General features: G+C 70.6%; 15 protein-coding genes and 1 pseudogene. 7 read left to right on the plus strand and 9 right to left on the minus strand.

The window, feature by feature from the left end:
- The first annotated feature begins 262 nt into the window (after positions 1-262).
- Positions 263-1360, plus strand: coding sequence for a multiple monosaccharide ABC transporter substrate-binding protein (gene chvE, locus ACIOKD_RS37040; protein ID WP_402092469.1), 1098 nt, complete (start codon positions 263-265; stop codon positions 1358-1360).
- Between the two features lie 86 nt (positions 1361-1446).
- Here chvE and ACIOKD_RS37045 read toward each other — a convergent pair whose 3' ends face one another.
- Complete coding sequence (locus ACIOKD_RS37045; protein WP_402092470.1) at positions 1447-2112, minus strand: Tat pathway signal sequence domain protein; 666 nt, start codon at positions 2110-2112, stop codon at positions 1447-1449.
- Between the two features lie 638 nt (positions 2113-2750).
- On the opposite strand from ACIOKD_RS37045, the gene ACIOKD_RS37050 reads away from it, so the two are divergent.
- Entirely contained in the window at positions 2751-3443 is a 693-nt protein-coding gene (locus ACIOKD_RS37050) for a DUF6230 family protein (protein WP_402092471.1), read from the plus strand.
- Positions 3443-3865, plus strand: a complete 423-nt coding sequence (locus ACIOKD_RS37055) for a DUF6114 domain-containing protein (RefSeq protein WP_402092472.1) — start codon at positions 3443-3445, stop codon at positions 3863-3865. Before ACIOKD_RS37050 ends, ACIOKD_RS37055 begins: the two co-directional genes overlap by 1 nt.
- A gap of 72 nt (positions 3866-3937) precedes the next feature.
- Here ACIOKD_RS37055 and ACIOKD_RS37060 read toward each other — a convergent pair whose 3' ends face one another.
- The 6 genes from ACIOKD_RS37060 to ACIOKD_RS37085 form a co-directional block, all read right to left on the minus strand.
- A complete protein-coding gene (locus ACIOKD_RS37060) occupies positions 3938-4564 on the minus strand; it encodes an alpha-ketoglutarate-dependent dioxygenase AlkB (protein ID WP_402092474.1) in 627 nt (208 codons plus the stop codon).
- An 80-nt stretch (positions 4565-4644) separates the two neighbouring features.
- Positions 4645-4869 carry a CDGSH iron-sulfur domain-containing protein gene (locus tag ACIOKD_RS37065; RefSeq protein ID WP_402092475.1) on the minus strand — a complete coding sequence of 75 codons (225 nt, stop codon included), beginning with the start codon at positions 4867-4869 and terminating at the stop codon, positions 4645-4647.
- A 47-nt stretch (positions 4870-4916) separates the two neighbouring features.
- The gene (locus ACIOKD_RS37070; RefSeq protein ID WP_402092476.1) at positions 4917-5918 is read right to left on the minus strand and encodes an iron-containing redox enzyme family protein; all 1002 of its coding nucleotides are present in this window, start codon (positions 5916-5918) and stop codon (positions 4917-4919) included.
- A 103-nt stretch (positions 5919-6021) separates the two neighbouring features.
- On the minus strand, positions 6022-6390 hold the full coding sequence (locus tag ACIOKD_RS37075; RefSeq protein ID WP_402092477.1) for a VOC family protein: 369 nt from the start codon (positions 6388-6390) through the stop codon (positions 6022-6024).
- Positions 6391-6483: 93 nt separating this feature from the next.
- A complete protein-coding gene (locus ACIOKD_RS37080) occupies positions 6484-6846 on the minus strand; it encodes a DUF6479 family protein (protein WP_402092478.1) in 363 nt (120 codons plus the stop codon).
- A 127-nt stretch (positions 6847-6973) separates the two neighbouring features.
- Entirely contained in the window at positions 6974-7144 is a 171-nt protein-coding gene (locus ACIOKD_RS37085; RefSeq protein WP_398290339.1) for a hydrophobic protein, read from the minus strand.
- Positions 7145-7409: 265 nt separating this feature from the next.
- On the opposite strand from ACIOKD_RS37085, the pseudogene ACIOKD_RS37090 reads away from it, so the two are divergent.
- From ACIOKD_RS37090 to ACIOKD_RS37100, 3 genes and pseudogenes are all read left to right on the plus strand, one after another.
- A pseudogene (locus tag ACIOKD_RS37090) lies at positions 7410-8195 on the plus strand (RNA polymerase sigma factor SigF); the annotation flags it as partial.
- Between the two features lie 499 nt (positions 8196-8694).
- Positions 8695-8868: a CsbD family protein gene (locus ACIOKD_RS37095; protein WP_402092480.1), complete on the plus strand. Its 174-nt coding sequence runs from the start codon at positions 8695-8697 to the stop codon at positions 8866-8868.
- A 248-nt stretch (positions 8869-9116) separates the two neighbouring features.
- A complete protein-coding gene (locus ACIOKD_RS37100) occupies positions 9117-9806 on the plus strand; it encodes a HemK2/MTQ2 family protein methyltransferase (protein ID WP_402092481.1) in 690 nt (229 codons plus the stop codon).
- Between the two features lie 84 nt (positions 9807-9890).
- Here ACIOKD_RS37100 and ligD read toward each other — a convergent pair whose 3' ends face one another.
- Positions 9891-10898 (minus strand): non-homologous end-joining DNA ligase, encoded by a 1008-nt coding sequence (gene ligD / locus ACIOKD_RS37105; protein WP_402092482.1) that lies wholly within the window; start codon positions 10896-10898, stop codon positions 9891-9893.
- A 271-nt stretch (positions 10899-11169) separates the two neighbouring features.
- Here ligD and ACIOKD_RS37110 point away from each other — a divergent pair, with 271 nt between their 5' ends.
- Positions 11170-12624 carry an aminotransferase class V-fold PLP-dependent enzyme gene (locus ACIOKD_RS37110; protein ID WP_402092513.1) on the plus strand — a complete coding sequence of 485 codons (1455 nt, stop codon included), beginning with the start codon at positions 11170-11172 and terminating at the stop codon, positions 12622-12624.
- A 51-nt stretch (positions 12625-12675) separates the two neighbouring features.
- Here the strand turns inward: ACIOKD_RS37110 and ACIOKD_RS37115 are convergent, their stop codons facing one another.
- Positions 12676-14418, minus strand: a complete 1743-nt coding sequence (locus tag ACIOKD_RS37115) for an ATP-binding cassette domain-containing protein (RefSeq protein ID WP_402092484.1) — start codon at positions 14416-14418, stop codon at positions 12676-12678.
- Positions 14419-14426 lie beyond the last annotated feature (8 nt).

The following is a 14426-nucleotide window of genomic DNA, read 5'->3' on the forward strand; positions in this document are numbered from 1 at the left end:
ACGCAGCCGGGCACCGATCAACCTTGGCGTCCCCCGTTGGTCCGTACACACAGTGCGGTCCCTCAGGCAGGGCGTCCCGAACCCCCGTCAGGGCAGCCTCGGCTCGAACTCGGCACCGAAAAGAACGCACCACGGACTCCGCCAGGAACCGTGCGCCGCGGAGGGCCCCACCAGGACCTTGCCGGTCCACCGGGATCGGGCGCCCTCAGGTGCACAGCCGGCCGCCGAGTTCCGCCGACTGCCTTTCATCCAGTGAGGAACAATGAGCATGCGCGCCCGCACCACCGTAGCTGCGGCCATTTCGACGGTCCTGTCCATTTCTCTCACCGCCTGTGGTGAGGGATCCGACACCGGGAGCGACGGAAAGGCCGCGTCCGTGGGTATCGCCATGCCCACGAAGACGTCCCAGCGGTGGATCAACGACGGCCAGAACATGGTCGACGAGCTCAAGGGGTTCGGCTACACCACCACCCTCAAGTACGCCGACAACGACCCGAAGAACCAGGTCGCGCAGGTCGAGGCCATGATCGACAGCGGTGTCGACGCGCTGGTCATAGCCTCGGTCGACGGCAAGGTGTTCACCGACGTCCTGGAGAAGGCGAACTCGGCCAACGTGCCGGTGATCTCCTACGACCGGCTGATCCTCGGCAGCCCGAACGTCGACTACTACGCGACCTTCGACAACGTGAAGGTCGGCACCCTGCAGGCCGACTACATCTCGGAGGGGCTCGGGCTCGTCAACGGCAGCGGCAAGGGCCCGTTCACCGTCGAGCTCTTCGCGGGTTCCCCCGACGACAACAACACCAAGTACTTCTACGAGGCCGCCATGGAGGTCCTGGAGCCGTACATCCAGAGCGGCGACCTGATCGTCAGATCCGGGGAGACCGAGCTCAAGGAGGTCACCACCCTGCGCTGGGACGGCCCCACGGCGGAGAAGCGCATGAGCAAGCTGCTCGAAGCGGAGTACTCCGACCAGAGCATCGACGCGGTCCTCTCCCCGTACGACGGTATGTCGCTCGGCATCATCAAGGCGCTCAAGGCGCACGGCTACGGCACCACCGCCAAGCCGCTGCCTCTCGTCACGGGCCAGGACGCCGAAGTGCCCTCGGTCAAGTCGATCATGGACAGCCAGCAGTCGCAGACCGTCTACAAGGACACCCGCGAGCTGGCGCTGGTCACCGCGTACATGGTCAACTCCATGGTCCACGGCAAGAAGCCGGCACTCAACGACACCAGGACGTACGACAACGGCAAGAAGGTCGTGCCCGCGTACCTCCTGGAGCCGGTGAGCGTGGACAAGGCCAACTACCAGCAGGTGCTCGTCGATTCGGGCTACATCAAGAAGAGCGACCTGAAGTAGGTCGCGAAAGCGGTTCACGCGCGGGTGCGGGGCAGGGAGATTCGTCTCCCTGCCCCGCACCCGCGCGTGGGGGCCGCGGGTCGGCGTCAGTTGACGAAGACCGCCGGGCCGCCGCTCTGTGTGGTGTCGGTGACCGGGGCGTACTTGGCGGTGAAGTAGCCGTTGCTGAAGCACAGCGACGAGCCCGAGAACTTCGTGAACTGCTGGTTCGTGAACGAGATGCTGTTGTCGGCGTTGTCGGCCGTGCCCGACATGCTGGGCGCCCGGTAGACACAGGTGATCGTGCCGAGCAGCGTACGCAGTACGGCAGTTGTCTGGATGGATGATCCGGCGGCCGGGGTGATGGTGAGGGAGCCCTCGGAGGTCACGGCGGTGGTGTACGGCAGGTTGTCGACCGTGATGCTGGTGACACCGAGGACACCGACCACGTTGCTGGTGCAACTCGCGCTGGCGAAGGTGTGGCTGGTGACCGACTCGGTGGCCGTGCCGGGCGCGGCCGGGTTGTCGAGCACCGTGGCGACGAAGGCCGACGACGAACAGGAGATGCCGCTCGTACCGGTGGCGCTGGAGTAGAGCGTGGCGTTCGTGCCGGTGGCCAGCGAGGCGCTGAGCACGTCGCCGGCGGCGACCGCCGTTCCGCCGGCGCCGCCGGTGGTCAGGACCGAGCCGTCGGCCGCGGAGGCCGGGCCGGCCGCCGAGAGGGCGAGGGTCGTGACAGCGGCGGCCAGGGTGAGGGAAGTCCGAGTACGCATGCGGGTGCCTCGTTTTCGGGAGTGGGGGTGGGAGAGGTGGCCGCCGCCGGCCCGTCGCGCCTTCTCCGAACGCGACGGGCCGACGGCGGCTGCCGGGAGGTCGGCCGGAGGCGTCGAAGGACAACCTCCGGCACATGACCGGCGGAAAGGGCGACCGGGGGCGGCCCAGGGGGGAAGTGGCCGTGCCGGTGCCGTGGAGGAGAGAACGCGGAGCGCACAGGTGGTCGGTCCGCGAAGGGCGCACTTGCGACCCAGTGTTGGTCCGAAGCGCCGTGCGACGGGATGTGGCCCGGGAATCGGCGTACGCCGTCGATCGGATCCGGCGCCACGGATCCATGCGCAGCCAGGGAGAGTTGTAGACCTGAATGTTATTCAACGTCAAGACTCAGTAAGAAAGTTGACGTTCCATCAGGCGGCCTTCATCGCTTCGCCACATTTCCGGCGTCCTTTTCGCACAAGGTGCTTGACCCTCGACACTTACCGCGGGTAACTTCCGTCGCGGCTACTGCTGCGTAACGTGAAAGCCCTTGCGTCCACCGGGAGTCGCGAGGAGACGTGCGCCGTATTCGCTGTCCGCGTCAGGACAACGTGCCGCCCGAAGCCCTACCTAGCGTTGACCATGCCCCTGGGAGCAGAAAATGGCCTCGTCCTCGGACGCCAACTCGTCCGCCGGTTCCACCCCCGAGCCCCGCGAAGCGCCGGAAAGCGGTTCCACGGCGAAGACACCCGCAAGCCCCGCGAGACGTGGGCGCGTCCGTCCACGCCGCGCCGCGGTGATGGCGGTTCCCGCCACCGTGATCGCCGCGGGCCTCATGATCCTCACCGCCCAGGGTGCCCTGGGTGTGCAGTTCTCGATCTCCGGCATGCCGTTCACGGTCACCGCGACCAATCTCGACGGTGAGGGCTTCGCACAGTTCGGCGGCCTCGACCAGATGGCCGAGGGCAGCCCGAACGAGGGCGACACCGGCGGCCAGGTCCTGGTGGTGGTCTCCGCGATCAAGAAGGCGACCTTGGAGAAGCTCTGCCAGAGTGTCGACCTCGGCGGCACCAACCTGCTCATCAGGGCCGGGGAGGGCAAGGACAAGGTGTCCGCGGTCAACCTCACCACCGACTCCACCGAGCTGTCGGGCAACGCGTCCTTCGACAACATCGAGATCGGCAACGACGCCGGCACGCTCGACAAGTCCCACGCGCGGGGCCCGAAGGGCGTCTTCAGCCAGCAGGCCGACACCGTCCACATCGGCAACCTGCGGCAGACCAACTACGCCACCACGGCGGCGGTGTTCAAGCTTCCCGGTCTGAAGCTGAGCTTCAGCGACAAGGGCTGCTGATGGCCGCCTTCAGGCGCTGGCGTGCGGACCGCCCGTTCCTGGGCGGGCTGCTGCTCACCCTGGGCGGAGCGGAGATCCTCCTCACCCAGAAGGCGTCGCTGAAGGTCGTCATGCACATCGGCATGCAGGGCCTGGCCGGCTATCTCCTGCCGGTCCTGATGGTGATCTGCGGACTGCTGATCCTCTTCAACCCCGCGCAGCGCCTGTTCTACTCGATCCTGGGCGTCCTGTTCTCGCTGGGCTCCTGGATCACCTCGAACCTGGGTGGATTCCTCATCGGCCTCCTCCTCGGTGTCGTCGGCAGCTGCCTGGCCTTCGGCTGGCTGCCGGACCAGGAGCCGCGCCGTCCCCGCACGTGGCTCCGCCGCAATCGCAAGCCGGTGAAGCCGGTGCAGCCGATGGAGTCGGCGGGCCGTCCGTGATGCCCCCGGGGCGCCCGCCGAGGCGGCGCCCCCACGGCCGCGCAGTCCCCGCCTTCCGTGCGTCCCCCGCGTTCACTGCACGCCGTGCGGCCGGAACTGGATGCTCACGCGGGGGCCCGCCGCCCGCGCGCTCTTGGGGATCGCGTGCTCCCAGGTGCGCTGGCAGGAACCGCCCATGACGATCAGGTCGCCGTGCCCGAGCGGACGCCGTACGGTGCTGCCGCCGCGCCGGGGCCGCAGAAGCAGATCCCGCGGGGCCCCCACGGAGACGATCGCGACCATCGTGTCCCGGTGCGCGCCGCGCCCCGTCCGGTCCCCGTGCCAGGCCACACTGTCCCGGCCGTCCCGGTAGTAGCAGAGCCCGGCCGTGGTGAACGGTTCCCCCAGCTCGTCCGCGTAGTGGTCGGACAGGGCGTCCCGCGCCTCGTCCAGAACGGGATGCGGCAGCGGGTGCTCCGCACGGTAGAAAGCCAGCAACCGCGGTACGTCCACCACCTGCTCGTACATCTGCCGTCGTTCCGCCCGCCAGGGGACCTCGTCGGCGAGCCGGGTGAAGAGCGGGTCCGCGCCGTGCAGCCAGCCGGGCAGCAGATCGATCCACGCCCCGTCGCCGAGCACGGTCCGGCGCAGCCCGGTGAGCGGGCCGAGGCGGATGGCGTCGCTCTGGTCGAACAGTGATCCCTGAAGGTGCGTGGACATGCCTCCAGGCTACCCGCTTATTCGAATGCGTGTGCTAATCGGTGGAAGGGGCCGGGCCGGCCCTGGCGGACGCGCCCCGCTCAGTGCTCGGCGCCGGGGCGCGCGGCCGGGGAGTGACGGCGGTGGCTGGTGTCGCACCAGGGGAAGATGCGGCTGCGCCGGCACGTGCACAGGGCGACGCAGAAGCGGTCGGAGGACACGGTCGTGCCGTCTTCCAGGACGATCTCGACCGGCCCTTCGACGAGCGTGGGGCCCTGACGGTGGGCGACGATCCGGCGTGGGCGTTCGGCGGGGCTCTCCGGCACGGCCGTTCACCGCCTTTCTCTCGACGACGTGCGCTGTTTCCTGGCGGTCATACGCTGGTGCGCAACGAGGACCGGCCGGACCGCCAGGCCTCCAGCAGGCGGTCCGCGAGCCGGTCCTCAAGCCACCCGGTGGCATCGACGCCGAACGCGATGTCGGCGTCGAGATGCGGTTCCTCCTCCAGCAGGCCGGCGACGACCTCACGGCGTACGACCTGCTCGTGCACCGCGTCCGCCTCGACGTGCTCGGCGTAGAAGTGCTCGGCCGCCGGGCCCGCCCCGTTGCGCCGCATTGCGCTCGCGAGCCGCCTGGAGCCGGGGGAGGAGGTGGTCTCCACCGCGGCGAAGTGGCCCACCAGCGCGCCACGCAGCTCACGGTGCAGACCGAAGAGGGACATCAGGTTGACGACGGCCAGCGCCTCGGCGCCACTCGCGTCGAGATAGCGCCCGTACGACGGGTCCAGGTCGAGGTCGGTCATGAGGTCGGCGAAAAGCTGGGCGTGCACGCGCTCGGCGCGCCCCGCTCCCCACTCGTCGAACTCCACCGCCGCCATGCCCGCCTTCGCGCGTCCCCACAGGCGCGGCAGGACCCAGGCGTGCGGATCGGCCTCCTTGAGGTGGTAGACCGAGCGCTGGGCGGCGTACTCACGCAGTTGCCACAACTCGCCCTTGTCCTGGAGGAAATGGGAGACGCCCTGGCCGTCGACAGGTTCCACGAGCAGCTCGTCCAGCGCCTCGTCCGCGCGGGTGTGCCGGGTCGCCCCGGCGCGCAGAGCCGCCAGGAACGGCTCCTCCAGCGCCGCGCGGACCCGCAGCAGCCCGGGGTCCCACTCGCGGGCGCCGTCGACACCCGCGAAGCCCCGGTAGTGCAGCTCGTAACAGAGGTAGAGCGCCAACTGGAGGTCGTCGCCCAGTGGCTCGGCACCGGCGAGAACGGCGTCGTCGGGGAGCGGTCCCGTGTCGCGGAGATACTCGATGAGCGCCGCGGAGATCTCTCCCCGGCTCGGCGGGAGTTCCGGTTCCGCGTACGGGCGCTTGGCTGCTGGTTCCATGCGTGCCGGGTACCCGTGATCGCGAAGCCCTCACCTGCGCGGACCCACTTCGGGCTCACTCCGGACCCACCCCGGGCGTCATGTCACGGCGGGGGCCACCGGATCACACGCGCCCTGTGTCGATGACGCAGAAGCGGTTCCCGTCGGGGTCCGCGAGCACGACGAAGTCCGGATCCTCGGGATAGAGGTCCCAGTCCACCCGCCGTGCGCCGAGGGACACCAGCCGCTCGACCTCGGCAGCCTGCTCGGCGGCGTCGTCGGCGTACAGGTCGAGGTGGACCCGGGGACGCTCCTGCACCGGTGTGTCACTCAGGCCGAGGGCCACCTGGGGGCCGGTGCCGTCGACGGGGACCAGTACCACCCAGTCGTCCTCGGCCGCCTCGCGCGGCTCGTAGTCGAGCGCCCGCGTCCAGAACGCGGCAGCGCGCCGGACGTCCGACACACCCAACACAACGGACCCGATCTTCAGCATGGGCCGAGTGAAGCAGATGTCCGTGGGATCCGGGTGGTCTTTTCTCGTCGTCCGACGCACTGGCATGCATGCGGCGTCGAGAGCGAGGGCGCGTCAGGTGGTGCGCCCGGGGCCTCCGCTGCCGAAGCCGCCACTGTCGTTGTCGTTCCAGGTCGGGCGTTCCTGGTCGGCCGCGCGGTGCGAGGAGTCGCCGCCCATCTGGTGCGGGCTGAGGCGGTCCTGGTCCTCGGTGATCCCGTCGGGCTCGCGCCGTTCGGTCACCAGGCCGACGGGCCCGGAGTCGGGGAGACGGGGCTGCTCCTCGGGGCGGGGCGGCGCGGGCTGGCGGGCGCGCTGCCGACGCCCCCACACCACGGCCCAGATCAGGCCGCCGACGAGGATGACGCCGATCAGGAACGGCACGATTCCGCCCACGGCGGCGCCGGAAGCGGCCAGGGGTGTCGCGTAGAAGTCCATTTTCCCCGAGTACCCTGTCCCACCAGCCGAAACAAGGTTTTCCCGCGGTGGCCCCTCCGCTGTCCCGGAGCGGCACGGAACGGCTCCCGGGCCGCGTGTGCCCAGGAGCCGTATCGATGAGGCTCTCTCACCATCTGTACCAGCGTGACCTGCCTCCCGTACCCGTCGTGCCGCGCATCAGGAAGCCGAGCAACCAGATGACGAGCACCGCGATCGCGATCCACCAGAGCACTTTCACGGCGAATCCGGCCCCGAAGAGAATCAGGACCAGCAACAGGACCAAGAGAATCGGAACCATGGCCTCCACCTCCTGGAGGCTGGGTTCCCCGATTCCTCGTTCGCTACCGCGTCGCGAAAGTCGGCAGATAGGGGAAAATCATGTTATGAAATGAATAGTTTGGAGATGTCCCGTTCGGGGGAATTTACCCATAGTGCTTCGGACCGGAGGCACGTCCGCGGGAGCTGGGGAGCCAGACCTCGGCTGTGTCCCGGCCGGGCCCGTTCGTGCGCCCTCCCACGGCGACTGTTTCCGTGAGCACCCTCTGAGGGAGATGCGACGCAGCATGCCAATCACCGCCAGGACGAATCAGCATCCCCATGACGACGCCCCCGACACGGCCGCGGCCTTCGAACGGCTCGCCGCCCTGCCCGAAGGCGCCGACCGGCAAGCCCTGCGCGACGACCTGGTGCGGGACTGGCTGCCCATGGCGAACCGCATCGCCATGCGGTACCGGGGAAGGGGCGAGTCCACCGAGGACCTCGCCCAGGTGGCGGCACTCGGCCTCGTCAAAGCCGTCGACCGCTACGACCCCGAGCGCGGCAACGCCTTCGAGAGCTACGCCATCCCGACCATCACCGGTGAGATCAAGCGCCACTTCCGCGACCACATGTGGGTTCTGCACGTACCGCGACGCGTCCAGGACCTGCGCAACCGGGTCCGCGCCGCCGCGAAGGAACTGTCCCAGACCATCCCGGGCCGCCGGCCGACCATCGCCGAGATCGCCGCGCACGCGCAGATGACCGAGGACGACGTACGGGCCGGCTTCGAAGCCCTCGACAGCTTCACCGCCCTGTCCCTCGACGCCGAACTGCCCGGCAGCGACGACGGCTACGCACTCGGAGACGCCATCGGAGAGTCCGACACCGGGTTCGATCTCGTCATCGACCGCGAGGCGGTGAAGCCCTGTATCGCGGCGCTCCCCGAGCGCGAGCGGACCATCCTCTATCTGCGCTTCTTCAGGGGCATGACCCAGGGGCGCATCGCGGAGCACCTGGGTATCTCCCAGATGCATGTCTCGCGACTGCTCAGCGGCTGCTGCGCCAAGGTGCGCGACGAGGCGCTCGCCGATCACGAGCACGACGACGAGTCCGACCAAGGGCGCGGTCGGACAGCCGGGTCCTTTGACGGACCCAGCCGCCCGTCGCGGGGTGCTCCCGAGTCGGGCGGCTGTGTGGCGAGCTCACTGCCGAACCCTCCCGGGAGCGGTTTGCCAGCGGCCTGCCACTCACCGAAGTAACCAAGAGGGCCTGAACGAAACACCCTTGTCATGGTGGGGGGTTGATGCAACTCGGCGTACGGGGTGTCTCCTCCTCGGGCGGGGCGCGGTCCTGTCGGCCGCCGCCGGGCCCGTCGGCGCGCGAACCACCGTCCGGCGTCATTCGTCCCCTCCGGGGTCACGGCACATCACGGTCGCGCTCCATCGTCCCCACTCCACCGGACGCGTGCCGGAGTGCCGACCGTTCGGAGTCACCGTCACCCAGGGTCACGGACTCTCACGGATTGCGAAGGTCGACCGGTGGGCGCAGGGTGAAGACGGCAGTCCAACCCTCGTACGAAGGCGGAACACCATGAGCAAGGCGAAGAGCAAGGCCAAGCAGATGAAGGGCAAGATGAAGGAGGCCACCGGCAAGTCCATGGACGACAGGTCCATGGAGGGTGAGGGCCGGGGTCAGCAGATGACGGGCAAGGCCGAGGAACTCAAGGACAGGGCCGCCGGCCACATGAAGAAGTCCGGACGGTAGAGCGCCGGTCCTCTCGCGCGTACGCCCCCGAACGGTCACCGGTGCCGCCGCGACCGCCGGGGGCGTTCCCGCGTCCGCACGACGGGCGCCACCGGGCGTCACCTAAGAGGCGCCCGTGACGCACGAGGTGTGGAGAAGTGATCCATGGGCACTCGGCTGCTGAAAAGACGTGCCCGACCAGGCGTTCAGCGGCCGTGTGCACTCACCTCCCGCACCCGACAGGGGCGCCCGGACGGAGGATTTCCCTCATGGCTTTTCTCGTCGACCCGACACGCACCCCCGGTCCCTTGCTGGCACCTCCGGGTGTCTACGCGCCGCAGGCCGACACCTTCCTTCTGGCCCGGGCCCTCTACCGCGAGGGCCCCACTCACGGCATGGACGTCCTCGACCTCGGGACCGGCACCGGAACCCTGGCGATCTGTGCCGCCCGCAAGGGGGCCCGCGTCACGGCGGTCGACATCGCCTGGCGGGCCGTGCTCACCGCCCGGCTCAACGCCCTGCGGGCGCGGCAGCGCCTCACAGTCCACCGCGGGGACCTCCTGGAACCCGTACGGGGACGGTCCTTCGACCTGATCATCAGCAATCCGCCGTATGTTCCCACGCCGCCGTCGGAGCCCTCGGTCGGCCGGGGCCGGGAGCGGGCCTGGAACGCCGGGCTCGACGGACGCGCGGTCCTGGACCGCATCTGTACCGACGTGCCGCGCGTCCTGCGGCCCGGTGGTGTCCTGCTCATCGCCCAGTCGGGACTGAGCGGCACCGACGAGACACTGGACCGGCTGGCCGCCTCGGGACTGCGGGCCACGGTCGGCGACCGGGCGTACATCCCGTTCGGGCCCGTACTCCGCTCGCGTCTGCCGTGGCTCAGGGAGTCCGGCCGGATCGCGGCACGCGAGGAGAACGAGGAACTGGTGATCATCCGGGCCGAACGGACCGGCTGACCGCCGGGAGCTGCTTCAAGGGACGGCCGTTCCCGGGCTCCGACTGCCCGGGAACGGCCGCCCCGGCCTTGGAACGGCCCCGCCTCACAGCGCCCTCTCGCGGACGACCTCTCGGGGCGGCTTGTCGTAGCGCAGTCCGAGGAAGCGCGGGTGGCGGAGCATGCCGTCGCGCGTCCACTCCGTGAACGCGATCTGCGCGACCAGTACCGGCTCGGCCCAGTGGGCGCCCGCCTCGCGCACCGGGCCGGTGAACGGCGAGGCGGACAGGCCGAGTTCGTCGAGGGCGCCGCGCAGCGCGAGGAGCGTACGGCGGTCGAACCCCGTACCCACCTTGCCCGCGTACCGCAGGTCCGCACCCTCGAAGTGGCCCAGCAGCAGGGCGCCGAACCCGGCGCGGCTGCCACCCGGTTCGGTGAATCCGCCGATCACGAACTCCTGCTCCAGGGAGCACTTCAGCTTGAGCCAGTCCGGTGAACGGCGGGGCAGATAGGCGCTGTTGGCGCGCTTCGCGATGAGCCCCTCCCAACCACGGGCACAGGCGTCGGCCAGGAGGTCGGCGCCCCCCTCGTTGCGGTGGGTCGTCAGGCGCAGCGGCGCCCGGTAGGCCACGGCACGACGGAGGAGGGACTTGCGGGCGCGCAGCGGCAGCCGTGTCGTGTCCGCGCCCTCCAGCCTGAGCAGGTCGAAGAGGCAGTACGTCACGGCGACCGCGCTCGCCTCGACGTCCCGTCGGCGGGTGAGTCCCATGCGCTGCTGAAGGCGGCCGAAGTCGGTGCGGCCGTGCGTGAACGCGACGATCTCCCCGTCCACGGTGAAGTCCGTGCAGGACTGGGCGGCGAGCGCGTCCACGATCTCCGGGTACGTCTCGTCGAGGCGGTTGCCGGTGCGCGAGAGCAGACGGACCCGGCCGCCCTCGCGCACCGCCAGCGCGCGGACGCCGTCGAGCTTCCGCTCGAAGACCCAGTCGCCGGGGAACTCGCGCTGATCGCTGAGAGTGGCGAGCATGGGCCTGGAGGCCAGCTCGATGCCGGGAACCGCGTCACGAAGCAGCCGTGCCCGGTCCTCGGGCAGGGAACCCAGAAGGTCGGTCATCGCCGCTCACTCCTTCGTCCGGCTCCTTCCCCTGCCCCCTACGCATCGTCGCGCAGGCTCCGGCAGCCCGCTACCGGGGTCGACCCTGTGGGGCGAGCGGCGGGTGGACGCGCCGATCATCGGCAACCCCTTCCTGTCCGGCCGGATCTCAGCATGATGTAGGGACAACCGTGCCCCGCCTGGCACCCGGGGAGGGCCCGGCCTCATCGTGGGAGGATCCGTGGACAGGACAGGGACCGCCGGACACATACCCGACGGCGACGCCCGCGCGATGAACGCCGCAGAAGCTGCGGAACGCGCGGATCCGTCGGAGCCCGCGGATCTCGCGGAACTGAGGAACCAGGAGTTCGGCTACCTCGACGCCGGCGGCCACACGTATCTCGACCACACGGGAGCAGGCCTCGCACCGGCCTCACTCGTCCGGGGGAGCGCCGCCCGGATCACCAACGGTGTCTTCGGGAACCCGCACTCCGAGAGCCCGGCCTCCCGCGCCTCGGGACTCCTGCTGACCCGGGCGCGCCAGGCGGTGCTCCGCCACTTCCACGCCGACCCGGCCGAGTACGCCGTGATCTTCACCGCGAACGCCACGGGTGCCCTGCGCCTGGTCGGCGAGGCGTACCCCTTCAGCCGCCGCAGCAGGCTGGTCATGCCGCTCGACAACCACAACTCGGTCAACGGCCTGCGCGAGTACGCGCGTGCACGCGGCGCGAGCACGACGTACGTACCCGTGGGCGGCCCCGGTCTCCGCGTGGACGAACAGCGGCTGCGGGCCGCTCTGCCCGAGCGCGGACGCGGCGTCGGCCGACGCCCGCCGCGACCGGGCGAGCGCGGACAGGGTCTGCTCGCCTACCCGGCGCAGAGCAACTTCACCGGTGTCCAGCATCCGCTCGCCTGGATCGCGACGGCCCAGGCGCGCGGTTACGACGCCCTGCTCGACGCGGCGGCCTTCGTCCCCGCCAACTCCCTCGATCTGAGCCGGTATCACCCCGACTTCACCGTCGTCAGCTGGTACAAGGTCTTCGGCCATCCCACCGGCGTCGGCAGTCTGATCGCCCGCCGGGACGCGCTCGCCCGGCTGCGCCGGCCCTGGTTCTCCGGCGGCACGATCTACGCGGTCAGCGCACAGGCGCAGTGGCACGTCCTCGCCGACGACGAGGCGGCCTTCGAGGACGGCACGGTCAACTTCCTCTCCATCCCCGACGTGACGGCCGGGCTTGAGTGGATCGACGCCATCGGCATGGCACGGGTGCACGCGCATGTGACCGCGCTGACCGACCAACTCCTCACGGGTCTCTGGGCGTTGCGGCACAGCGACGGCTCCCCGCTGGTCAGGGTGTACGGTCCGCGCGACCTCGTGGCCCGCGGGGCGACCGTCGCGCTCAACCTGCTGGACGCCGACGGCCAGGTCGTCGACGAACGGGTCGTCACCCGCGACAGCGCCTCGCGGGGCATCTCGCTGCGCACGGGCTGTTTCTGCAATCCGGGCGCGGGCGAGGCGGCCTTCGCCCTGCCGCTTCGTCTGCTGCGCTCGGCCGCCCGCCGCCGACCCACGTCCCTGGATGAGTACTTGGAGCTGCTGCACCTGCCGTCGGCGGGCGCGGTCCGTGTCTCGCTCGGCCTGTCGTCACAGCCCAGGGACATCGACACGTTCCTGGGTTTCGTACGGGACACCTACCGGGACCTGGTGCCGGGTGCGACCGGCCTGGAGGCGAGGGCCGGCTGCTGACAGGCGGGCGACGGACGGGGGACAGGGGGCGGGCGGCAGGGGAGGGGCGTCTCAGCCTCCCGCCCGGTCGCGCACCACCCCGCCCCGGCACTTGCGCGCCAGCACCGCCCAGGTCGCGGCCAGGAACACCAGTGTGAACCCCGTCAGGATCAGCCAGCCGCGGCTCGCGGGCCCGGCGAACGAGTCGCCGTACGAGTCGAGGAGCGGCGGGCCCAGCCGGGAGGCGCCGTCGCGCCACAGTCCTTCGAGGCCGATGCCTGCGCCGAGTGCCTCGAACGCCCAGCGGTTCGTCATCGCCCAGCTGATCGCCTCCCCGGCCCCCGTCATCCGGGGAACCGGTACGAAGGCCCCGGAGAAGAGCACCTGCGGGAAGCACAGCAGCGGCAGCATCAGCGTCGCCTGCCGCGGATCGGTCACCACGGCCGAGGCGAGCAGGCCCAGCGCGAGCGCGGCGGCGGAGGCCAGCACGCTCGACGCGAACAGGGAGAGGAAGGTGTCCCAGCCCGCCGCGGGCAGCCGGTCCAGGGCGCGCAGCACGGCGAGCAGCAGCGCGTCGGCGGCGGCCAGCACCGGCAGCATGATCGTGAGCTTCGAGGCGACGTACGGGCCGATCCGCAGACCTGCCAGCCATTCGCGGCGCAGCACGGGAAGTTCCGTGCAGATCTGCAGCAGCCCGTACGTCAACCCGAAGAAGAAGGCGCCGAAGGCCGTCCAGAACATGATCATCGCGGTCGACCCCGGATCCGGGCCCGCCGGGTCGAACGCCCCCGCCCGGAACAGCACCGCGAACATCGCCACGATCATCACGGGCGAGCCCGCCAGCACGGCGACCGAGAGCCGGCTGTGCAGCAGCAGGGCGGTGCCGCGCCGGGTGAGCAGGGACCACTGCCGTACGGCACCGACGCGCCGCCGTGGGGCGGGCCGCGCCACCGGTCCGGTGCGGGGGACGCCCGGCCGGTCCGGTGCCGGTTCGACCCGCACGCCGTCGCAGACAGTGCCATCGGCCAGGGGGCCGGCGGATACGCCACCGGCCGACACGGCGCCGACGGGTACGGCGCCTTCGGCCACCACGCCGTACACCTCCTCCACCGTGTCCACCCCGAACGACCCGCACAGGGCACCCGGTTCACCGGCGTACGCGACCTGCCCGCCGGGGGAGAGGAAGACGACGTGGTCGCCGCGGAGCAGATCGGCGAGGACGTGGGTGGTGAGCACGACGGTGGTGCCGCCCTCGGCCAGCGACCGCAGGGTCCGCAGCAGGGCGGCGCCGGTCACCGGATCGAGCCCGGAGGTCGGTTCGTCGAGGAAGAGCACCCGCGGGCCGGTGAGCAACTCGGCGGCGATACCGGCCCGTTTGCGCTCCCCGCCGCTGAGCGCGCGCACCGGTGTGCCGGCCCGGTGGGACAGCCCCAGGGAGAGAAGGACCCGGTCCACGGCCGCGGTGACCGCCGCGGCTGAGGTTCCCGCGGGCATGCGCAGACCGGCGGCGTACACCAGGGTCCGGCGCAGGGGGAGGTCCCGGTGCAGGATGTCCTCCTGCGGGACGAACCCGAACTCCGGCCCCGGCGCCCCCGGCCGGTCGCCGTCGTGCAGTACCGCCCCCTCGTCGGCGGCGCGAAGTCCCGCCAGTGATTCCAGCAGTACCGTCTTGCCCGCCCCGCTGCTGCCCGCGATCACGACGATCCGTCCGGGAGCGATGTCGACCGACACGTCGTGCAGTACGCGCCCCGCTCCACGCACCCGCTGAGTCAGCCGACGAGCCTGAACGTGGAGTCCTGTCGGTGTCGTCGGCATGGAGGCAG

Source organism: Streptomyces sp. NPDC087844, assembly GCF_044742785.1.
GTDB lineage: Bacteria > Actinomycetota > Actinomycetes > Streptomycetales > Streptomycetaceae > Streptomyces.